Origin of the sequence: Streptomyces sp. NPDC005820, assembly GCF_040630255.1 — a bacterium.
In the GTDB taxonomy this organism is placed as follows: Bacteria; Actinomycetota; Actinomycetes; order Streptomycetales; family Streptomycetaceae; genus Streptomyces.
The window spans coordinates 107806-129071 of sequence record NZ_JBEXXE010000031.1; the positions used below are offsets into that span (position 1 = coordinate 107806).

Genomic DNA, 21266 nt, shown 5'->3' on the forward strand with positions numbered 1-21266 from the left:
GCACATCGGCGCGGCGATGGGACAGGTGGGACGGGTGCGCTCGCAGGACACGCAAGTACGGCCGGACATCGCGGTCGTCATGGCGGCGCGGGCCGGGGACCGGCAGGCCTCGGAACAGCTCGTACGGGACTGTCTGCCGTTGGTCTACAACATCGTCGGGCGGGCCCTGGACGGCCACAGCGACGTCGACGACGTGGTCCAGGAGACGATGATGCGGGTCCTGGACGGGTTGCCCGGACTGGAGCGACCGGATCGGTTCCGGTCCTGGCTCGTCGCCATCGCCGTGCGGCAGGTCCGCGACCGGTGGCGCAGAGGACGCACCTGGCTCACCGCGGAACCCTTGGAGGAGACCGCCCACGAGTCGGATCCTCAGGCCGACTTCGCCGATCTGGCGATACTTCGGCTGGTGCTCTCGGGCCAGCGACGCGAAGCGGTGGAGGCGACCCGCTGGCTGGAGGACGAGGAACGCGAGGTGCTCGCCCTGTGGTGGATGGAGGTCGCCGGTGAACTCACTCGCAGCGAGCTCTCGGAGGCCTGCGGACTCACACCGCAGCATGCCGCGGTGCGGGTCCAGCGGGTCAAGGAACGGCTGGAGACCGCGCGTACCGTCGTACGAGCCCTGACCGTCTCACCCCGCTGTACCGACCTGAACGCCGTGCTCGCCACATGGGACGGGCGGCCGTCCGCGCTGTGGCGCAAGCGGCTGGCACGCCACGTCCGCGACTGCCCGCGGTGCCTGGCCGGCGCGTCCGACCTGATACCGCCGGAGGGGCTGCTGGGCGGCCTCGCGCTGGTGCCGGTGCCCATCGGCCTGGCCGGCCTGGTACTGAGCAAGGCGCCGGCGGCGGACTCGGCCGGGGCGGCCGTCGGCGCGGGCGCGCAGACGGGGAGAGGTGCGGGCGGTGCGGCGCACACGATCGGCGGGCTGGCCGCCAAGCCCGTGGCGGCGGCGGCCGCGTGCGCCGTGACCCTCGCGGCGGCCGGAGTGGCCTGGTACACCACCATGCGCCCCGACGAGCCGACCGCACGGCCCGCCCTCGCCGCCCCGCTGTCGCCCGCCCCCTCGTCCGCGTCGCCGTCGCCACGACCGTCCGCGTCACCCTCACCGAAGCCGACGCCGACGCCGACAGCCTCGGTGACGCCCGCCGAGGCGCGATTCTCCGGGCGGCACGCCCTGCGGTCGGTCGACAACCCCGGCGACTACGTGAGCCAGTCCGGCCGATTCGGCATCCTGGACCCGGTCGACGCCGGTACTGCCGCGGCCACCCGGCAGGCGGCCACCTTCACCATCGGTCCCGGCCTGGCCGACCCGCGCTGCTACTCCCTCAGGGACACCACGGGCCGGTACGTGCGGCACTACGCCTTCCGCATCCGGCTGGACACCGACGACGGATCCGCCCTCTTCCAGAAGGACGCCACCTTCTGCGCCCGCTCCGGCTCCACCGCCGGTTCGGTCTCCCTGGAGTCGTACAACTATCCCGGCCGCTACCTCCGCCACCGGGACAACCTCCAACTGTGGCTCGACCCTGCCGAGAACACCGCCGCGTACCGGGCCAGCCGCTCCTTCGTCCTCGCGACGCCCTGGACCTGACGTCCCCCGGAGGCTCGCCGGAAACCGGCGAGCCTCCGGACCCCTTTCGTGCGGAACGGGTAGCGGTTGGCCCGTGGCTCTATTCGGCGCTGGCGAGAATCAGGGCGAATCCGGCGTCGGAGTCCGCCCAGAGCTCCCGCGTACGGAGGCCGACCTCGGTCATTTCTTCCCGCAGCCCCTCCGCGGTGAACTTGGCGCTGCGCTCGGTGATCCATTCCTCTCCGTGCCCGAAGGGAACCGCCAGGTCGAGTTCCCGGATCTTGACCAGTTGCTCGGCTCGACTCCGCAGCCTCATCTCGATGTGACTTTCCGTGCTGTTCCACACGGCCACGTGGTCGAAGGCGTCGGGGTCGAAGTCGGCGTCCAGCTCGCGGTTCAGGACGTGCAGCAGATGCTTGTCGAACTCGGCCGTGACGCCCTGGGCGTCATCGTAGGCGGCGATCATCTCCCGCTCGCTCTTCACCAGGTCGGCGCCGATCAGCAGGAAATCCTCGGGGCGCATGATGTCCCGGAGCCCCCGGAGGAAGGGACCGCGGGCGGGCCGGCGAAAGTTGCCCAGCGTGCTGCCGAGGAAGGCGAGGAGCCGGGGGCCGGCCTCCGGCAGCTCCGGCAGAACGAGGGGAGCCGTGAAGTCGGTGCGGAGGGCGTGCAGACGGATCCCGGGGTAGTCCTGGACCAGTTGGCTGCTGGCCTGGTGGAGCGCGTCCGCGCTGACGTCGACGGGGACGTAGTTCAGGCCTGTCGGCCCCAGCGCCTCGATGATCAGCTTGGTCTTGGTCGAACTCCCGGAGCCGAGCTCGACAAGGCTGCGGGCGGCCGTCCGGGCGGCGATGTCGCCGGCGTGCAGCTGCAGCAGCCCCAGTTCGGCTCGCCACAGGGGGTACTCCGGGAGCTGGGTGATCTCCTCGAAGAGCTCGCTGCCCCGGGCGTCGTAGAACCAGGTGGGCGCCGTGGACTTCGGGGTGCGGGTCAGCCCCTCGCCGATGTCGGCGCGCAGCGCCCTGTCGTAGTGCTCGGCCTCGAGAGTGTCGGTGTAGCCGTAGGCGCGGGTGCCGGTCATGAGTGCCTCTCTTCGGTCGCGTCCGTGGCGTCCTCGGGGAGGGTGCGGGAGTTCGGGAACGGACTCACGTGCGGGGCTCCTTGGGTGGTGCGGACACCGGGTCCTTGAGGGGGGTGAGCAGGACCTCGGCGCGGTTCGCGGTGAGGAGGGTGCGGTCGGGGACCTCCTGCCAGTGCGGGTCGTCGTCGTACGGTTCGGAGGCCACGACCGTGCGCAGGCCGGGCTCGGCCAGGTACCAGAGGGAGTCGCCCCAGGCGGTGGCGGTGACGGTCACGCCGTTGGTGAGCAGCAGGTTGAGCCGGGAGCCGGGGGCCGCCGCGGCGACCTCCTGGACGGTGTCGGCCAGGGCCTGCCCCTCGGGGTCGCCGGCCCGCAGCCGGGCCAGGACCAGCGCCCACACGAACGCGGAGTCGGTCCGGGCCTCCATCGACAGCACATCGGCCGCGGGCAGGGTGTGCGCGAGGACCGCGAGGGAGTCGGGCCAGCCCGCCACCGCCCCGTTGTGGCTGAACAGCCAGGGCCCGCCGGTGAACGGCGCCGCGGCGGCCTCCGCGTCGGCCCCGGAGAGCGTCGCGTCCCGTACGGCGGCCAGCAGCGCGCCGGAGCGCACCACCCGCGCCAGATCGGCGAACGACAGGTCCGCCCAGATCGGCCCGGCGCGGCGGTAGCGGGCCGGCACCGGATCGCCCTCGGCGTACCAGCCCACCCCGAAACCGTCGGCGTTGACCGTCCCGTACCGCTGCCGCCGGGGCGCCCACGACTGCCGGTACAGACCGTGCGGGGGGTCCACCAGGATCCGGCCGAGCGGCTCCGGGGGCCCCAGGCAGGCGAGATGACGGCACATCAGACTGCCCCCGAGCGTGCGGTGCGGAAGCCGGAGAAGATCTGCCGCCGGATCGGGTAGTCCCAGTTGCGGAACGTGCCCCGGCAGGCCACCGGGTCCACCGCGAACGAACCGCCGCGCAGCACCTTGTACTCGGGGCCGAAGAACACCTCCGAGTACTCCTTGTAGGGGAAGGCGCGGAAGCCGGGGTAGGGGAGGAAGTCGCTCGCCGTCCACTCCCAGACGTCACCGATCAACTGGCGCACTCCGAGGGGGGATTCGCCCTCGGGGTAGCTCCCGGCGGGGGCGGGGCGCAGATGGCGCTGGCCCAGGTTGGCGTGCTCGGGCGCGGGGTCGGAGTCGCCCCAGGGGTAGCGCATCGAGCCGCCGGTCGCCGGGTCGAAGCGGGCCGCCTTCTCCCACTCCGTCTCGGTGGGCAGCCGGCGCCCGGCCCAGCGGGCGTAGGCGTCTGCCTCGTACCAGCACACGTGCAGGACCGGCTCGTCGGGCGGGACGACCTCGGTGATCCCGAACCGGCGGCGCAGCCACTGCCCGCCGTCGCGGTGCCAGAACAGCGGGGCGTGGATGCCGTGCCGGCGGATGTGCGCCCAGCCCTCCTTCGTCCACCAGCGCTCGTCGTCGTAGCCGCCGTCGTCGATGAACGCCTGGTAGGCGGCGTTGGTGACCGGCGTGGTGTCGATGTGGAAGGGCGCCACCTCGCGCCGGTGCGCGGGGCGTTCGTTGTCCAGCGCCCAGGGCTCGGCGGAGGTGCCCATCATGAACGGACCGCCGGGGACCAGGACTTCGGCCGGACCGGTGAACAGCGGCGCCGGCTGCGGGTCCGGCGCGGTGAGGACCTGCGGCCCCAGACGCAGCTGATGGGTGATCAGCATGGTCTCGTCGTGCTGCTGTTCGTGCTGGGCGATCATCCCGAAGGCGAACCCCGCCTCGGTGAGCCGGGTGCCGTGGAAGTCGGCCGACTCCAGCAGGTCCGTCACCCGCCCGCGCACCTCCGCCGCGTAGGCGCGGGCCTCGGCGGGCGGCAGCAGCGGCAGCGAGGGGCGTTCGGAACGCGGGTGCTCGAATGCGTCGTACAGGCCGTCGATCTCGGGGCGCATAGGCTCCCGGCCGCCCACGGTGCGCAGCAGCCAGAGCTCCTCCTGGTTGCCGATGTGCGCGAGGTCCCAGACCAGCGGGGACATCAGCGGGGAGTGCTGGGCGGTGAGGTCCGGGTCCTCCACGCAGGTGGTCAGCAGGGTGGTGCGGGCACGGGCGGTGGTCAGGGTGGTCAGCGCGCGCTCGCGGAGCGTGTCGGCGTCCGGGAGGTGCTCGGTGGTCATGGGCGCGGGTCCTTCCCGTACGCGCGGGTGTCCGTGCCGCGCAGGCTGTCGAGCTGGTCGTCGGCGGGGGTGCGGCCCTTGAGCACATAGCGGTCCCGGTACTCCGAGACGGCGTCCACGACGGCGGCGGTGGCGCCGAGCCGGGGCAGGGCGCGCAGGGCCGCGGCGAAGCAGGCGACGGCCGCCGTGTGCAGTCCGGGGTCGGACAGGCCGTACCGGGCCGCCTCGATCCACAGCGGATTGTGCGGGGCGGGCTGCGGCAGACCCCGCGGGGTCAGGGGCTCCACGGCGCGGCAGGCGGCCTCGGCGGCCTCCGGGTCGTCGAACAGGGCCGTCGTCACGGCGACCGGCACGATCCAGCCGTCGTCGCCGGGCTGTGCGTCGATCATGCGCAGCTCCAGATGGCCACGCGGTCTGACCGGCGGGAACAGCGTGGTCAGGTGGTAGTCGAGGTCCGCCCGGGTCGGCCGCCCGGTCCGCGTCCACTCACGGAACGTCATCCGCTCGGGCACGTCCCACGGCCCGCTGTCACGCCGTACGCACATCACCGGCGCGTCCAGCACATGGCGGGCCCAGGCGTCGCGGGGATCGCCGTCCAGGGCGGGGGCGCCCGCGCGGCCCGCGCCGATCTCCATCCACAGCAGCTGTCGGGTGGAGCGCCACCCGGTCGGGTCGCCGCGCAGCAGCGGGGAGTTGGCGAAGGCCGCCACCAGGACCGCGCCCAGGGTGTGCGCCAGCCACCAACGGCGGCCGTGCCCCAGCGGTCCCGGCCCCTCGTAGCCGGCGTCCAGACAGACCTGTACGGAGGCCGAGGTGCACATCATGGCGCGACCGGCCGGGCCGGTGCGGTCGAGACAGGTCTCCATGGCGTCGTAGCGCGGCTCGTGGAGGAACCGGCGGGGGCTGTGCCAGGGGTCCGTGCCGAGGCCGGTGAGGACGAGCTCGTGTTCGCGCAGGACCGCGCGGACGGCGTCCAGGTCGGCGGAGAGCGTGCCCACGCACTCGGTCAGGGAGGCGGCGGGCGGAGAGCTGAGCTCCAGCTGGCCGCCGGGCTCGACGGTGAGCGCCGACCGCAGGGGCACGCTCTCCAGTGCGGCGTAGGCCGCCGCGAGTCGTTCGGGTGTCACGGGGAGCTGCGGCGAGCGCAGCTCGTGGACGAGCCATTCCAGTTCGACGCCGACCGTCCTGGGCGGTCCGGTCTTGAAGCAGATACCCCTGACCAGGGCCTCCACCTCGGCTTCCGAGAGGGCGGTACGGGGCGCCGTACAGTCGGTGTTATCGGATGTTTCGGTACAGTCACTTACCGAATCTGACATGTCGGGATCCTCCTGAGGTTCCACCATGCCACCTGTCCGGCTTCCGGGCCGCCGGACCGGCAATCACTCGACCCACCCAAGTCCCTCGATCCGAATCGCACAAGGGTGCAAATCTGGGCTTATGGTGCCGGGAACCTTCGATTCCGTCCTGGTCGCCCGGCGTTTCCGGTCAGTTCCCGGGGTGTTCCTGCCGCCGGAAATCTCGTTGCGCGGTCCTCTCCCGTCGCTCACGATGCGTGCATGAGCACAACAACGGGGGAATCACGCACGGTCATGGCGTCCACGGGGGTGGCGCCATGAGCGCGCGGCTGCGCGGCATCGCCCGCGAGACCGAGGAGATCGTCGCGGCCGGGGGCTATCGCTCGCCCGGCGGGCGCGAGGTGGAGCTGGCGGCGCCGATCGAGGCCGCCCGTGCCGGGACCCGGATGCTGGGACCGGAGCCGGTTCCCCTCCCGCAGGCACCCTCCGCGGTCACGTCCGTCGAGGTCACCGGCGAGAGCAGCACGCAGGCCGCCCGCCGCCTCGCCGACGCGCCGGTCGCCGTCCTCAACTTCGCCTCCGCCCGCAACCCCGGCGGCGGCTACCTGAACGGCGCCCAGGCGCAGGAGGAGGCCCTGTGCCGTGCCTCCGCGCTGTACACCTGTCTCCTCGAGGCCCGCGCGTTCTACGAGCACCACCGCGCCCATCGCGACCCGTTCTACACGGACCGGGTCATCCACTCGCCGGCCGTGCCCGTCTTCCGCGACGACCGGGGGCGGCTGCTCGACGAGCCGTACTCCGCCGGATTCCTCACCGCCGCCGCGCCGAACGCGGGCGTCGTGCTGCGGACGGCGCCCGAGCGGGCGCCGGAGCTGCCGGGCGCCCTCGCGGTCCGCGCCGAGCGGGTCCTCGAGACGGCCGTCGCGCACGGTTACCGGCGGCTGGTGCTGGGAGCCTGGGGCTGCGGGGTGTTCCGCAACGACCCCGTGCAGGTGGCGGGGGCGTTCCGGGCGCTGCTCGGCCCCGGAGGGCGGTTCGAGCGGACGTTCGAGCATGTGGTGTTCGGCGTGCTGGACCGTACGCCGGGGGCTGTGGTGCGGGCCGCTTTCGAGCGGGTGTTCGAGAGCGGGCAAGTGCGGCCGCAGCCGTAGTGCTCAGGTCCAGCCGTAGCGCTCGTGCAGCCGCTGACGCACCAGGTTGAACCGGCCCCGGTCCAGCGCGCAGGCCTCGCGGCGCATGCCGTCCTCGTGGAGCCTGAGGACCCGGTCGACGTCCACCCAGGAGTCCCGCCCCGTGCGGTCCCAGGGGCCGCTGCCGATCCCGACCCACTCCCGGTCGTTCTCGTGGCGCTTGCTGGAGAGCTGGACCGCGAGGAGCGTGCCGGCCGCCTCGCGGGCGACGACGAGCACCGGGCGGTCCTTGCCCCGGCCGTCGTTCTCCTCGAAGGGCACCCAGGTCCAGACGATCTCACCGGGGTCCGGATCGCCGTCGTGCGCGGGGGAGTACTCGGTGCGGACCCGGCCCACCTCGCGCGGGTCGGCCTCGGTGGTGGCGGTGGGGCCGAAGCGGCCCGGTACGTATCCATCGGTGAAAGCGGTCACGGGGGCACCCTAATCCCAGCCCCTGAGCCACCCCGAAGCGCCCACCGGGTCTCCCAGAAGGGCGCCTACCGGGTCTCCCGGAACGGCGCCCACCGGTCTCCCAGAGGGCGCCCACCGGTCTCCACGAAGGCGCCACGGGGTCTCCGCGAAGGCGCCACAGGAGCACCCCGAACGCGCGACCGGGGCACCCCGAAGGCGCCACACGGTCCCCCCCCGGACGCACCCATGGGGGGCGGCCCGAAAGCCGCCCCCCATGCGTGTCTCACGCGTGTGTCACGTCCCTTCGACCGGCACCTTCTGCGACGGCGGTGCCGCGGCTCCGTTCAGGGGCGAAGTCCCGGCCGGGGCCTGCCCGTTCTGGTTCATGGAGCTCAGGAGCTGACGGGCGAGCCCGAGCCCCGTACCGCCCATGGTGAGCGCCTTCGCGAACACCTCGGCCATGCCGTCGGCGCCGTTGAGCAGCACCATGTTGTCGACGTTGCCGAACGCGGACGCGCCCGCCTGGACGATCTCCGGCCACTTCTCCGCGAGTTGCTGGGCGACGACGGCCTCCTGGTTCTCGGCGAGGGCCGCGGCCCGTGCCTTGATGGCCTCCGCCTCCGCGAGACCCTGCGCCTTCGTCGCCGCGGCCTCCGCCAGACCGCGGGCCTGCGCGGCGGCCGCCTCGGCCTCACCGGTGGCCCGGGTCGCCGCCGCGGTGGCGGTACCCCGGGTCTTGGTCGCCTCGGCCTCGGCGCCGGCGGCGGTCTTCACCCGGGTCGCCTCGGCGGCGGCCGCGAGCTCGGTCTCCTTCGCCTTGGCCTCGGCCGCCGAGATCCGCGCGTCGCGCTCGGCCTCGGCCAGCGTGCGCTTCTCGTACGCCTGCGCGTCCGCCGGCTTGCGGACATCGGCCTGGAGCTGCTGTTCGCGCCGGTGCGCCTCCAGTTCGGCGACCCGGGTCTCCTGGACGACGACCTCCTGCCGGGCCCCCGCGTCGGCGAGCGGACCCGCCTGGCGGGCCTTCGCGGCCGCCTTGTCCCGTTCGGCCTGGTAGCCGGCCTGGAGGATCTCGCTGTCCCGGGTGGCCTCCGCCATCCGGGCGAACGAGGCCTGCTCGGCCTCCGTGGCGAGCCGGTTCGCCTCCGCCTGCGCGATGCGGGCGTCCCGCTGCACGGCCGCCGCGTGGGGCATCGCCAGGTTCTGGATGTAGCCGGTCGGGTCCTCGATCTCGTGGATCTGCAGCGAGTCCACGATCAGACCGAGCTTCTCCATCTCCGTGCCGCAGGCGGCACGGGTCTGCCCCGTGAGCTTCTCCCGGTCCCGGATCATGTCCTCGACCGTCAACCCGCCCACGATGGAACGGAGATGACCGGCGAACACGTTGTGCACCCGCTCCGACATCATCCTCTGCTGGTCGAGGAAGCGCCGGGCGGCGTTGGCGATCGACACGAAGTCGTCGCCCACCTTGAAGATGACCACGCCCCGCACCTTGAGCGGAATGCCCTGGTGCGTCACGCAGTCCACCTGCAGTTCGGTCTCGTTCAGGTCGAGCGACAGCTTGCGCACCACCTGCACGCCGGGCATCACCAGCGTGCCGCGCCCCGTGACGATGCGGAAGCCCATGCCCTCCTCCAGCCCCTCAACACGGTGCTTGGAGCCGGAGATGACGAGTGCCTCATTGGGTTCCGCGACCCGCCACATCAACTTGAACAGACCGATCAACACGAGAACGGCGGCGACCGCCATCCCCGCAACGACGCCGACAACCATCGGCATACGCCCCCTTTGCATGGTGCCCTTTCGGCACCGAACGAAGGGAGTGTGCGCCTGTGCGCGCCCCTAATGAAGACGCTCACCAATCCTTGTTGCAATCTTGACGCACACATGGCCGACACGGCTCTCACCTGCGCCGCAGCCGGCTCAACTGTCGTACGCCTCCGTGACGTAGACGGTCCGCGGGGCCAGGTACTCCACCACCATGACCACCCTGCCGCGCTCGATCCGGCCGGTGCCGTCCGCGGCGTAGGCGAGGAAGTGCTCGGCCCCGCCGCGCACCCGGACGATCACCTCGCCGACGAGTCCGGGCCCGATCGTCCCGGTGACCCGCCCCATCAGCCCGACCATCGACGCATCGTCCATGGTCACAGCGTACGGGCGGAAGGACCCCGGGTCAGCGGGAAGGGCATGGTCACACGGCCGGGGAGTCCGCCACGAGCGGTTCGGGCCAGTGCTCGTGCCAGCGCAGCTCCGCCTCCAGTTGGGCCGCGAGCGAGAGCAGCAGCGGTTCGCTGTGCGCCGGGCCGAGCAGCTGCGCGCCGACCGGCAGTCCGCCGGGCGCGAAGCCGGCGGGGACGTTGACTCCGGGCCAGCCCAGCACGTTCCACGGCCAGGCGTAGGGGCAGGCGGCGATCATCGCGCGGTCGGTGGCGAAGCCGCTCAGATGCAGCATGGCGCCGATGCGCGGCGGGGGTGCGGCCGTGGTCGGCGTGAGGACGACGTCGTACGACGTGAAGAAGGCGCCGATACGGCGGTGCAGGACCGCCTCCGCACGGCGGGCCGCCCTGAGCGGGGCGCCGGCGAGCAGCCGACCGAGCCGTGCGGCGTCCCGGGTACGGGGGTCGAGGAGCGCGGGGAAGGGGGCGTCGGCCACGAACTCGGCGATGCCCGCGGTCGCCCGCGGCACGAAGGTGAGCCCGATCTGCCCGTACGGCGGATCCGCCTCCTCGACCTCGTGCCCCAGGTCGGCGAGGTGCCCGGCCAACTCGACGACCCGGGTCCGCACCTCCGGCGTCAGCCGGGCCGGCACCGCGGTGAACGGGGGCTTCAGCGAGAGCGCGATCCGCAGCCGGCCGGGGTCGCGGCGCACGGCCGCGCCGGCGTCGATCGCGGCGGGCCGGTGCGGGTCGAGGTCGTGGTTGCCGCTCGCCGCGTCGAGGAGCAGGGCGGCGTCGGCGACCGTGCGGGCGAGGGTGCCGTTGACCGTGATGCCCTGGAAGGACTCGCCGCGCGGCCAGGTGGAGACCCGGCCCCGCTGCGGTTTCACACCGACGAGATGGGTCCAGGAGGCGGGGATGCGGACCGAACCGGCCCCGTCCGAACCGAGCGCGGCCGGCACCAGGCCCGCCGCCACCGCGGCCGCCGAGCCGCCCGAGGAGCCGCCCGGGGTGTGCTCGGCGCTCCACGGGTTGCGGGTCGCGCCGAAGGCCGGGCCCTCGGTGAACGGCCACTGTCCCAGCTCACAGGTGTTGGTCTTGCCGACGACGACGGCCCCGGCCGCGCGCAGCCGCCGTACCGCCTCCCCGTCCCGGGCGACCGGCGGGTGCTCGCCCGCGCAGCCGAACGCGGTCGGCGAACCCGCCACGTCCATGTCGTCCTTGACGGCGACCGGCACCCCCAGCAGCGGCCTGTGCGAGCCGGCCGCCAGCTCCCGGTCGGCCGCCTCGGCCTCGGCGAGCGCGGCCTCGGCGCGGACGATCCGGAAGGCGTTGAGGGTGCCCTGGGTGGCCTCGATCCGGGCCAGGGTCTGTTCGACCAGCGTGCGCGAGGAGACCTCGCCCGCGGCGAGCGCCCGGGCGGTCTCGGCGAGGCCGGCGGCACGGTCGGGCGTCATACGGGCACCTCCGGGACGACGTCGTCTGACACTACCGAACGGTAACGTCTCGGGGGGCCGCGGCGGAACGGCGCGCGGGGGCCAGGCGGCTGACAGGCTGTCACAGCGGCAACACAGGCACCACCCGTTCCTGCGCAAAGCATTGACGTGTCCCTGTCTCACCCCTACCTTCTGACCGACTTTCCGAACCTTGTTCGGTATGTCGGACTACTGAGCCGTAGTGGAAAAGAGCCGACCATGACTGCACCCCGCCCCGCCGCGTCCCCGTCCCGCCGAGCCCTGCTGCGCGCGATGGCCGTCCTGCCCGCCTCGGCGCTCGTCCTCGGCGAGCTGCCCGGCCTGCTCGGCACCGCCCTCGCCGCCGCCCCGGCCGCCGGCTCCGCCACCCGGTACACCATCGTGCCGTTCCTCAACAGCAACGACGGCACGGTCAACGTCTACCAGTCCGACGACGCCACCGACTTCCGGCTGGTGCAGTCCTCCGCGTACACCCCGCCCGCCAACCGCATCCGCGACGCGAGCGTCTTCAAGCACACAGACGGCTACTACTACCTCACCTACACCACCCACACCTGGCAGGACGTCAGCACCACGATCGGCTTCGCCCGCAGCTCCAACCGGGTCAACTGGACGTTCCTGTACGACTACACGGTCCCGATCACCAACCTCTCCCGCGCCTGGGCGCCGGAGTGGTTCGTGGACAGCGACGGCAGCGTCAACGTCATCGTGTCCTGCTCGCTCACCAGCGACGAGTGGATCTTCACCCCGTATCTGCTGAAGGCCACCAACACCGCGCTGACGGCCTGGAGTTCACCCGTCGCCCTGTCCGGCATCGGCTCCAACCACATCGACACGTACATCGTGAAGGTCGGCTCGACCTACCACGCCTTCACCAAGAACGAGACGACGAAGTACATCGAGTACGCCACCGCGAGCAGCCTCAGCGGCCCCTACACGATCTCCAGGACGGGGGACTGGGCCGGCTGGGGCAGCTACCGCGAGGGTCCCTCCGTCATCCAGCTCGACAACGGCACCTGGCGGATCTTCTTCGACGGCTACGGCGACGGCTACTACTACTACAGCGACAGCACCGACTCCTTCGCCACCTGGAGCGCGCCCAAGGCCCTGCCGGCGATCTCGGGCACCGCCCGCCACTTCACCGTCGTCAAGGAGACGGTGTCCGGCGGCCCGAGCATCACCAAGAACGCCACCCGCTCCTTCCAGTCCGCCAACTACACGACGCGGTACTGGCAGACGCAGTCCTCCCTGCTCAACCTCCCGGTGGTCACCAACTCCAGCACCAGCGCCGAGAAGACGGCCTCCACCTTCACGGTGGTCGCGGGCCTCGCCGATTCCAACGGCTACTCGTTCCGCGACTCCTCCGGCAACTACCTGCGCCACTACAACTTCCGTGCCCGCTTCGACGCCAACGACGGCACCACGACCTTCGCCAAGGACGCCACGTTCATCGCCCGCACGGGCACGGCGAGCGGCTCGGTGCGCTTCGAGTCGTACAACTATCCCGGCTACTACCTGCGGCACTACAACTACCAGCTGAGCGTGGCGGTGTCGGACGGGACGGACCTGTTCCGGCAGGACAGCTCCTTCACCCCGGTGACGGCCTGGGCCTGAGTGTCCGTCAGCCGGTGATGTCCACGCCGTAGCCGCGGGCCAGGGCGTCCAGACCGTGGTCGTAGCCCTGGCCCACCGCGCGCAGCCGCCACAGCGGGCCCCGGCGGTAGATCTCGGCCAGCAGCAGGGTCCGCTCGGTGGTCGCGGCGTCCAGGGTCGACTGGACCAGGGGCGCCGCGCTGGTGCCGGGGCCGGAGCTGATCTGGATGGCGCCGACGTCACCGAAGGCCGGCGTGCCGTCGATCGCCGCCGCGACGACCACCTTGCGGGCCGAGGGCGGCAGCGTGGCCAGACAGACGCTGACGGTCTGCTCGGTGGGCCCGTCGCTGAGCAGCCGTACCGTCCCGCCGGGGTTCTCCGGGGCGCCGTAGAAGACGAAGTCCTCGTCGAAGGAGACCTGGTCGTCCTCGTCGACCACGAAGGCGACGACGTCGATCTCGCACACCGTCCGCGCCGCCCAGGACGCGGTGATCGTCCAACGGGCGCCCGCCGCAGGCCCGTCCGGAGACGGCAGATCGACGACCCCGCCGCGCGGCAGCACATGCGCGGCCGTCCGCCGTCCACCGCCGGCGGTCGCGAACGGCGTCACCACCGGCGCGGCGAGCCAGTCCGGGGCGCGGGTGGGCACGGCCAGCGAGACGATGCGCCGCATACGGCGGTCGGCGTCGCCGCCGGACAGCAGGACGACGTCGGTGACGCTCGCCGACAGATTGATCGCGGCGGCCCCGCCCAGCTCGACCACCCGGGTCCGGGCGGCGACGGCTTCGGGGTGCGTGCCGCCGAGGACGAGGACCCGCCGACCGGTGAGCGGGCCGGTGGGCCTCAGGGGGCGGCGGGGCGGAGTCGGTGCGGCCGACGAGGACGACGCGGGTGCGGGCTGTGACGGCGCGGGCTGTGGCGGCGCGGGCTGTGGCGGCGCGGCGGGATCGGTCGGATCGGTGAGAACGGCGGGATCGGTCGGATCCGACGGATCCGCGGGAACGGCGGGATCGGTCGGATCGGCGAAAACGGAGGGAACGGAGGGAACGGTCGGATCTGCAGGAACGGCGGGACCGGTCGGATCCGCAGGAACGGTGGGAACGGCGGGAACGGCGGGAAGGGTCGGATCCGCAGGAACGGCGGGATCGGCGGGACCGGCGGGACCGGCGGGACCGGTCGGATCTGCGGGACCGGTGGGAACGGCGGAATCGGCGGGATCGGTGGGGGCCCGGCCCGCGGTGCCTTCGGCCGGGTCCGGTCTGCGGGGCGCCGGTACGGCGTCCAGGGCGGGTGTGGGCGCGGACGCGGGGGCCGGCGGGGGCGTGGTCGCCGGGGGTTGCGCGGGCAGGGGTGCCGATGGCTGCGCGGGAGGGGGTGCGGGCGTGGGCGCCGGGGGTACGGGTGTCGCGTCCTCGTGGGGAGTTCCGGGACGTACGTCGTCCAGCAGTCGGAGGAAGGTGTCCTCGTCGACCACCGGTACGCCCTCGGCCAGGGCCCGGCGGACCTTGCCGGTGCCGGAGGCGGTGTCCTCGGCGACGAGGACGCTGGTGTGGCGGCTGACCGAGGTCATCACATTGAGCCCCGCGGCGGCGGCCCGGGCCGTGAGCTCGGCCCGTGCGGTGCGGGTGTCCCCGGTGACGGCCACCTTCATGCCCTGCACCAGCGCCCCGCCCGCCGCCAGTCGCCCCGGGTTGCGGAAGGCACAGGCGGTCTTCGGCGGCTTGGGCGCGAACCGTGGGTCCTGCCGGGGCGGGCAGGCCACGAGCGGCAACGGCAGATCGAGCCGCGCCGCTTCCCGCAGCGAAGCGCGCAACACCCCGGCCAGGACCCGGGTGTCGTCGAGCGCGTCGTGCGCCCTGGTCCGCGGGACGCCGTAGTGCGCCGCGAGCGTCCCCAACTTGAGGTCGTCCACCGGCGGATCGACCCGCCGGTTCAGCGCGAGCGTGCACAGCCGCTGGGAGACCGGCAGCCACCGCCCCGCCCGCGCGAACTCGTGCGCGAGGAAGTCGTAGTCGAACTGGGCGTTGTGCGCGACCAACACCCGGTCCTGCAGCAGCGCGCCGATCCGCCCGGCCACCTGGTCGAACGTGGGTGCCCCGCGCAGCCGTTGGGCGGTCAGCCCGTGCACCTGCACCGGCCCGGGATCGCAGCCGGGGTCGAGCAGCGTCGAGAACTCCCCGGTCTGCTCCCCGTCCGGACCGAGTGTCACCACGGCCACGGACAGCACCCGGTCGCGGCGCGGCGTCAGCCCGGAGGTCTCCACGTCCACCAGCGCCCAGTCGACGGCATAGCCGCGCAGATCGGACAGATCGGGGACGGGGGCGGCGAGAGACATGAGGGAAGGATGATGGACATAGCGCCGCCCTTCAACCCGGATGGCCCTTCATCCCCCTTCACCCCTCTTCTTCGGTCCTCTTCAGGCCTCTTCAGGCTTCTTCAGTCCACTTCGGTCCACTTCAGTCCCGCGACGAGGAGGTCGACCAGACGGCGTGCGTCGTAGCGGGAGTCGTGCTCGGCGCCGATGCAGAGATTGCCGACGCCGCGCATGAGCTCGTAGGCGGTGAAGCCGGAGCGGATCTCGCCGGAGGCGACGGCGGCTTCGATGAGCTGGGTGCACACGGGCATCAGCCGGTCGAGGAAATAGCGGTGCAGGCCCTCGAAGCCGGCGTCGTCGGACTGGAGCACCGCCGCGAGCCCGTGCTTGGTGACCAGGAAGTCGGTGAAGAGGTCGATCCACTGCCGCAGCGCCGGGTAAGGGGTCGGGCCGGCTTCCAGCAACGCCGGGCCGGCCTCGGCGCAGGCCTCGACCTGGTGCCGGTAGACCGCGATGATCAGATCCGCCCGCGTCGGGAAGTGGCGGTAGATCGTGGCCGTGCCGACGCCTGCCTTCGCCGCGATGTCGCGCACCGGGGCCTCCACGCCCGACTCCACGAAGATCGCGGCTGCCGCGTCGAGCAGGCTCTCCTTGTTGCGCCGCGCGTCCGCCCGCTGCGGCCGCGCCGCCTGCTGCGGACCGCGCTCGCCGTCCCTCACCGCGCGTTTCCCCCACTTCCCGGTTCCGTCAAGCGAGACACAGTTCCGTTTGCTCATGATGGCAGAGCAAAGGACACACGGCCAACCGGGGGAGACCCCGCGATGAGATCATCTTCCTCGTGGAACCCGAGATGATCGCCGTCCCGGCGGGGCAGGTCACCCTGTCGGACCGCCGCACACGGCGCACCTGGTCGGTGGAGGTGGCGTCCTGCCTGCTCGGCGCCCACCCGGTCACCCGTGACCTGTACACGCGGGTCATGGGCCCGCTCCCGGACGCGACCGGTGCGGACCGGCTGCCCGTGGAGGGCGTGTCCTGGTGGGACGCGGTCCGCTTCTGCGACACGCTGTCCGTGCGCGCCGGTCTCACGCCGGTGTACGACCTGCGGGGCGACGCCGCCGAGACCGTCGCCCCGGACCCCTCCGCCGACGGCTACCGGCTCCCCACCGAGGCGGAGTGGGAGCACGCCTGCCGCGCCGGCACCGAGGGCCCCCGCTACGGCCCGCTCGACGACATCGCCTGGTACCGCGCCAACTCCGGCGAACGGCTCCGCGAGGTCGGCGGCAAGCTACCCAATGCCTGGGGCCTGTACGACATGCTCGGCAACGTCTGGGAGTGGTGCTGGGACCTCTACGACCCGGAGGTCTACGGTACCTACCGCGTGCTGCGCGGCGGCGGCTGGTACGACGAGCACTGGAGCTGCCGGGCCTCCGTACGCCGCCGCAGCCACCCCACCTTCCGGGTGGACGACGTCGGCTTCCGCCTCGCGCGCACGGCGCGATGACCGTCGTAGGACACGGGCCGTAGGTGCATGCCCGGGCGCATGACTACGGGCGTGGCCAGGGCCGGCCGCCGATGGCCTCGATGCCGTTGTTGAAGCGGCGCAGATAGCCCGCGAAGGCGGCGATGTCGTCGTCCGACCAGTCGTGCATCACCTGGTCCAGGATGTCGACGATCCCCTCCCGCTCCGCGTCCAGCAGCCGCAGGCCCTCGTCGGTGAGCCGGAACTTGCGGGCCATCCCGCCCTCGGGGTCGGGGATGCGCTCGATCAGGCCCGCCCGCATCGCCGCCGCCGTCTGCCGGTTCAGCGTGGAGGCGTCCAGGCCGAAGGCTTCGCTGAGCTCCCCGATCGACATCGGCCCCTGGACCCGGATCCGGCTCAGCAGGATGTACGCGCTGCGCTCCATGAGGCTGTTCTTGCGGCGGCCGCCCCGCTGGTTCAGGAACGTGTGACGGCTGAGCAGCAGCTGCTCGTACTCGACCTCATGGGTGGGCGTCTCCATGGGCTCATCCTGGCATATGGGTGTGCACAGGCCATGTCATGTGGCTGATACACACGGCATGTACGATGCACATCCTTACGCCGCACCTCACCGCCGAATCACCGAATCACCGAATACCGAATCACCGAATACCGAATCACCGAATACCGAATCACCGAGGAGAGTCCCTCATGGGCGCCCCCGTTCCCCAGCCCACGGCCCGCCCAGGAGCCGTGATCGCCACGCTGGCCTTCGCCGGCACCACGGCGGCGATCATGCAGACGCTGGTCACGCCCCTCATCGCCGAGCTGCCCCAGATCCTGGACACCTCGTCCTCGAACGCGGCATGGGTGATCACGGTCACCCTGCTGGTGGCGGCGGTGTGCGTACCGGTCGTCGGCCGGCTCGGCGACCTGGTGGGCAAGCGCCGCATGCTGCTCGCCTGTTCCGTGCCGCTGGTCGTCGGCTCGGTGGTGTGCGCGTTCGCCTCCGACGTCGTGACGATGATCGTCGGGCGTGGACTGCAGGGCATGGGCATGGGCATGGTGCCGCTCGGCATCGCGCTGCTGCGGGACGTCGTACCGGCCGAGAAGCTCAGCGGCTCCATCGCGCTGGTCAGCGCCTCCATGGGCATCGGCGGTGCCATCGGTCTGCCGCTGGCCGCCGCCGTGGCGCAGTACGCCGACTGGCGTGCCCTGTTCTGGGGTTCGGCGGCGCTGGCCGTCGTCGTCGCCGTCCTGATCTTCCTGCTCGTCCCCGACGTCCCCGCCGGCGCCAAGGGCCAGCGCTTCGACCTGCCCGGCGCGATCGGCCTCGGCGTCGGTCTGGTCTGCCTGCTGCTCGCGGTCTCCAAGGGCGCCGACTGGGGCTGGGCCTCGGGCACCACGCTCGGGCTGTTCGCCGCCGCCCTCGTGGTGGTGCTCGGCTGGGGCGTCTGGGAGATCCGCACCACCGACCCGCTGATCGACCTGCGCACCACCGCCCGCCCCCGCGTGCTCCTCACCAACCTCGCCTCGGTCTTCATCGGCTTCGGCATGTACGCGAGCATGCTGGTGATGCCGCAGCTGCTGCAGTTCCCCGAGGCCACCGGCTACGGCCTCGGGCAGTCGATGCTCGCCGCCGGTCTGTGGATGGCCCCCGGCGGTCTGATGATGATGGTCGTCTCGCCGCTCGGCGGGAAGCTCACCAACGCCCGCGGTCCGAAGTTCACCCTGATCTGCGGCGCCCTGGTGCTGGCCGTCGGCTACTTCGCCTCCATGGCCCTGATCGGCTCCGCCTGGGGCGTCATGCTGGTCACCATCATCACCAGCAGCGGCGTCGGCCTCGCCTACGGCGCCATGCCCGCGCTGATCATGAGCTCGGTGCCGCTGACCGAGACCGCCGCCGCGAACGCCTTCAACACCCTGATGCGCTCGCTCGGCACCTCGATCGGCTCCGCCGTCATCGGGGTGATCCTCTCCCAGATGACCACCACCCTGGGCGGCTACACCTTCGCCTCCGAGGACGGCTTCCGCACCGCGCTCCTCGTCGGCGGCGGCCTCGCCCTGGTCTCCGGCGCCATCGCCGCCGTCATCCCCGCCGCCCGCGCCGCGACGGCCGGCGAGGGGGCGACGGACCCGGCCACCGAGCCGCAGCAGGCCAAGGTCTGACCCACCGCGGTCGACCGACCTCGAGGGGCGCCCGTCCACCGGGCGCCCCTTTGCTCATCCCAGGTCCAGCAACCCCCGCCGCACCGCCTCCGAGACCGCCGCCGCACGGTTGTCCGCGCCGAGCTTGCGGTAGAGGCGCACCAGATGCGTCTTGACGGTGGCCTCGCTCAGGAACAGCGCCTCGGCGATGCCCCGGTTGCTCAGCCCCTCGGCCAGCAGCCGCACCACCTCCACCTCCCGACCGCTCAACTCCCGCTCGGGCGCCACCACTTGGCCGACGAGTTCATCCATCACCTCCGGCGCGAGCCCCAACGCCCCGGCGGCCGCGCCGCGCACCGCCCGGAACAGCTCCTCGGGCGGCCCCGCCTTCAGCACATACCCCCGCGCCCCGGCCTCCAGGGCCCGCACCACGTCCGCCCGGCCCGAGTAACTCGTCAGCATCACCGCCGGCACCCCCGGCGCCTCGGCCGCGAGCCGGCGCACCGCCTCGATCCCGTCGATGCCGCCCCCGCCGCCGAACCGCAGATCCATCAGCACCACCGCGGGCAGCAGTCGCGCCGCGAGCCCCACGGCCTCCTCCCCGCTGCCCGCCTCGGCGACCACCTCGACATCCGGCTCCCCCTCCAGCAGCGCCCGCAACCCGGCCCGTACGACGGCATGGTCGTCCGCGAGCAGCACCCGCAACGTCCCACCGCTCACCGCGCGGCCACCGGCGCCGGGCGGGCCGAGGGCGCGGTGGGGACCGTGGCCCGGACGCAGGTGCCGTGGCCCGGGGTGCTGCCGATGGCGAGGTCGCCGCCGCACTCGCGCAGCCGCGCTCGGGCGGCCGGCAGCCCCAGCCCCCGGCCCGCCGGGGAGGGGCCGGTGATCCGGGCGGGCTCGAACCCGGCGCCGTCGTCCCGCACTTCGAGCTCCACCCGATCCGCCCCGGCCCGCAGCGTGACCTGCACGTTCACCGCGTGCGCGTGCTCCCGCACATTGGCCAGAGTGCTCTGCGCAACCCGGAACAGAGTCGCGGCGGCCTGCCCGTCGAGACCGGCGAACTGCTTGTCGAGCGGGGCGGTCTGCCCGTCGAGGGCGGCGAACTGCCTGTGGAGAGGAGCGGTCTGCTCGTCCGCGGCGGTGAATCGCCTGCCGACCGGAGCGCCTTGCCTGTCGGGGCGAGCTGCCTGCCAGTCGAGGTCGGCGGGCCGTCTGTCGAGAAGGGGGACCTGCCAGTCGAGGTCGGCGGGCCGTCTGTCGAGAAGGGGGACCTGTTCGTCGAGGCCGGCGGGCCGTCTGTCGAGAAGGGGGACCTGTTCGTCGACGTCGGCGAACCGTCTGTCGAGAACGGGGACCTGTTCGTCGAGGTCGGCGAACCGTCTGTCGAGAGGGGCGGGCCGGTCGTCCCGGGCGGGGGTCCGCCCGGCGGGCGGCGCGGACGCCGGTCCGGCGAGGGGCGGTGCGTGGGTGGTGGCTGTCGTGCGGAACCGGACCCTTGCTGCCGCGCCCTCCGCCTCGGCCCGGGCGCACAGCAACCGCAGCGCGCCCTCCAGGCCGGCCTCGTCCACCGCCGACGGCGTCAGGTCGCGGATGATCCTGCGGGTCTCGGCGAGCGTGGTGTGCAGCCCGTCCGCTACGGCCCGCACCCGGGTGCGGGCCACGTCCGCGCGCGCGTCCCAGTCCCGCTCGGCGGCCTGCAGCAGCATGACACCGCCGGACAGCTCCTGGGCCAGCGTGTCGTGCAGATCCCGGGCGATCCTCGCACGCTCGGCCAACACCCCCGCCCGCCGCTGCTGTCGGGCCAGGACGTCCCGGGCGCCGCGCAACTCCTCCACCAGCCGCAGCCGTTCGGCCGCGTCCCGCTGCTGGGAGCGGTAGAGCGCGACCGTGCCCCACACGGCCGCCACCGGGATCAGCACGATCTCCGCGTCGAACCGTCCGGCGCTGCGGACGAGTTGGGCGGCGAGTACGGCCGTGAGGGCGGCGACCGCCACCCCGGCCGCCCGCCGGCCGAGCACCCGCAGCGCCGCACAGGCCAGAGGGACGGCGCCCCAGACGTAGGCGCCCGTGAGCGAAGGGGGCGACAGCAGGACCAGGTTGCTCCACAGCGCCAGCAGCGCCACGACCCACAGAGGCCTGCCGAACCGGCCCAGCCGCTCACCCGCCGCCAGCCCGCCCGCGTACACCAGCGCGAGCAGTCCGCTGACGGTGACGATCTCCCAGCACAGCCCGATCCTGAGCTCCACGAGCCGGACCAGCCCGGCGCCCAGGACGACGAAGAACGTCAGGTGGGCGAGGAGGGCAGGCGTCGGCCGGCTCCCGCGGACGGCCCTCGCAAGGGTACGGACGGGAGCGCGGTCGGACACGGAGGACCCCTTGGACGATGATCCGTTCGAACAGGGGGTCCAATCTATCCGTCGCCTGTAGGGACC

General features: G+C 72.8%; 17 protein-coding genes and 1 pseudogene. 5 read left to right on the plus strand and 13 right to left on the minus strand.

What is annotated here, in order from left to right:
* Positions 1 to 34: 34 nt before the first annotated feature.
* Entirely contained in the window at positions 35 to 1591 is a 1557-nt protein-coding gene (locus ABZ464_RS33295; RefSeq protein WP_359283187.1) for a sigma-70 family RNA polymerase sigma factor, read from the plus strand.
* 79 nt (positions 1592 to 1670) lie between these two features.
* On the opposite strand, the pseudogene egtD reads toward ABZ464_RS33295, so the two are convergent.
* From egtD to egtA, 4 genes and pseudogenes are all read right to left on the minus strand, one after another.
* A pseudogene (egtD, locus tag ABZ464_RS33300) lies at positions 1671 to 2719 on the minus strand (L-histidine N(alpha)-methyltransferase).
* Positions 2716 to 3495, minus strand: coding sequence for an ergothioneine biosynthesis protein EgtC (gene egtC / locus ABZ464_RS33305; protein WP_359283190.1), 780 nt, complete (start codon positions 3493 to 3495; stop codon positions 2716 to 2718). Before egtC ends, egtD begins: the two are co-directional and overlap by 4 nt.
* Positions 3495 to 4814 (minus strand): ergothioneine biosynthesis protein EgtB, encoded by a 1320-nt coding sequence (gene egtB, locus ABZ464_RS33310; protein WP_359283192.1) that lies wholly within the window; start codon positions 4812 to 4814, stop codon positions 3495 to 3497. Before egtB ends, egtC begins: the two co-directional genes overlap by 1 nt.
* On the minus strand, positions 4811 to 6130 hold the full coding sequence (gene egtA / locus ABZ464_RS33315; RefSeq protein ID WP_359283194.1) for an ergothioneine biosynthesis glutamate--cysteine ligase EgtA: 1320 nt from the start codon (positions 6128 to 6130) through the stop codon (positions 4811 to 4813). Before egtA ends, egtB begins: the two co-directional genes overlap by 4 nt.
* A 296-nt stretch (positions 6131 to 6426) precedes the next feature.
* Here egtA and ABZ464_RS33320 point away from each other — a divergent pair, with 296 nt between their 5' ends.
* Positions 6427 to 7260: a TIGR02452 family protein gene (locus tag ABZ464_RS33320; protein WP_359283197.1), complete on the plus strand. Its 834-nt coding sequence runs from the start codon at positions 6427 to 6429 to the stop codon at positions 7258 to 7260.
* Positions 7261 to 7263: 3 nt separating this feature from the next.
* Here ABZ464_RS33320 and ABZ464_RS33325 read toward each other — a convergent pair whose 3' ends face one another.
* The 4 genes from ABZ464_RS33325 to ABZ464_RS33340 all read right to left on the minus strand — a co-directional run bounded on the left by ABZ464_RS33325 (position 7264) and on the right by ABZ464_RS33340 (position 11299).
* On the minus strand, positions 7264 to 7710 hold the full coding sequence (locus ABZ464_RS33325; protein ID WP_359283198.1) for a type II toxin-antitoxin system PemK/MazF family toxin: 447 nt from the start codon (positions 7708 to 7710) through the stop codon (positions 7264 to 7266).
* A gap of 273 nt (positions 7711 to 7983) precedes the next feature.
* Positions 7984 to 9465: an SPFH domain-containing protein gene (locus ABZ464_RS33330; protein WP_359283201.1), complete on the minus strand. Its 1482-nt coding sequence runs from the start codon at positions 9463 to 9465 to the stop codon at positions 7984 to 7986.
* 144 nt (positions 9466 to 9609) lie between these two features.
* Complete coding sequence (locus tag ABZ464_RS33335) at positions 9610 to 9828, minus strand: hypothetical protein (RefSeq protein ID WP_206189786.1); 219 nt, start codon at positions 9826 to 9828, stop codon at positions 9610 to 9612.
* A gap of 49 nt (positions 9829 to 9877) precedes the next feature.
* Complete coding sequence (locus ABZ464_RS33340) at positions 9878 to 11299, minus strand: amidase (RefSeq protein ID WP_359283203.1); 1422 nt, start codon at positions 11297 to 11299, stop codon at positions 9878 to 9880.
* A gap of 237 nt (positions 11300 to 11536) precedes the next feature.
* Here ABZ464_RS33340 and ABZ464_RS33345 point away from each other — a divergent pair, with 237 nt between their 5' ends.
* Positions 11537 to 12931: an AbfB domain-containing protein gene (locus ABZ464_RS33345; protein ID WP_359283205.1), complete on the plus strand. Its 1395-nt coding sequence runs from the start codon at positions 11537 to 11539 to the stop codon at positions 12929 to 12931.
* Positions 12932 to 12938: 7 nt separating this feature from the next.
* Here ABZ464_RS33345 and ABZ464_RS33350 read toward each other — a convergent pair whose 3' ends face one another.
* Positions 12939 to 15245 carry a TerD family protein gene (locus ABZ464_RS33350; RefSeq protein WP_359283208.1) on the minus strand — a complete coding sequence of 769 codons (2307 nt, stop codon included), beginning with the start codon at positions 15243 to 15245 and terminating at the stop codon, positions 12939 to 12941.
* A gap of 101 nt (positions 15246 to 15346) precedes the next feature.
* The gene (locus ABZ464_RS33355) at positions 15347 to 15943 is read right to left on the minus strand and encodes a TetR/AcrR family transcriptional regulator (protein ID WP_359283211.1); all 597 of its coding nucleotides are present in this window, start codon (positions 15941 to 15943) and stop codon (positions 15347 to 15349) included.
* Between the two features lie 131 nt (positions 15944 to 16074).
* Here ABZ464_RS33355 and ABZ464_RS33360 point away from each other — a divergent pair, with 131 nt between their 5' ends.
* Entirely contained in the window at positions 16075 to 16725 is a 651-nt protein-coding gene (locus tag ABZ464_RS33360; RefSeq protein ID WP_359283250.1) for an SUMF1/EgtB/PvdO family nonheme iron enzyme, read from the plus strand.
* Positions 16726 to 16768: 43 nt separating this feature from the next.
* On the opposite strand, the gene ABZ464_RS33365 is transcribed toward ABZ464_RS33360, so the two are convergent.
* Positions 16769 to 17224: a MarR family transcriptional regulator gene (locus ABZ464_RS33365; protein ID WP_359283214.1), complete on the minus strand. Its 456-nt coding sequence runs from the start codon at positions 17222 to 17224 to the stop codon at positions 16769 to 16771.
* A gap of 170 nt (positions 17225 to 17394) precedes the next feature.
* Between ABZ464_RS33365 and ABZ464_RS33370 the strand changes: the two genes are divergently transcribed.
* The gene (locus ABZ464_RS33370) at positions 17395 to 18852 is read left to right on the plus strand and encodes an MFS transporter (RefSeq protein WP_359283217.1); all 1458 of its coding nucleotides are present in this window, start codon (positions 17395 to 17397) and stop codon (positions 18850 to 18852) included.
* Between the two features lie 54 nt (positions 18853 to 18906).
* On the opposite strand, the gene ABZ464_RS33375 is transcribed toward ABZ464_RS33370, so the two are convergent.
* Both ABZ464_RS33375 and ABZ464_RS33380 read right to left on the minus strand, forming a co-directional pair.
* The gene (locus ABZ464_RS33375; protein ID WP_359283219.1) at positions 18907 to 19551 is read right to left on the minus strand and encodes a response regulator transcription factor; all 645 of its coding nucleotides are present in this window, start codon (positions 19549 to 19551) and stop codon (positions 18907 to 18909) included.
* Positions 19548 to 21200, minus strand: coding sequence for a histidine kinase (locus tag ABZ464_RS33380; protein WP_359283222.1), 1653 nt, complete (start codon positions 21198 to 21200; stop codon positions 19548 to 19550). Before ABZ464_RS33380 ends, ABZ464_RS33375 begins: the two co-directional genes overlap by 4 nt.
* Between the last annotated feature and the right edge of the window lie 66 nt (positions 21201 to 21266).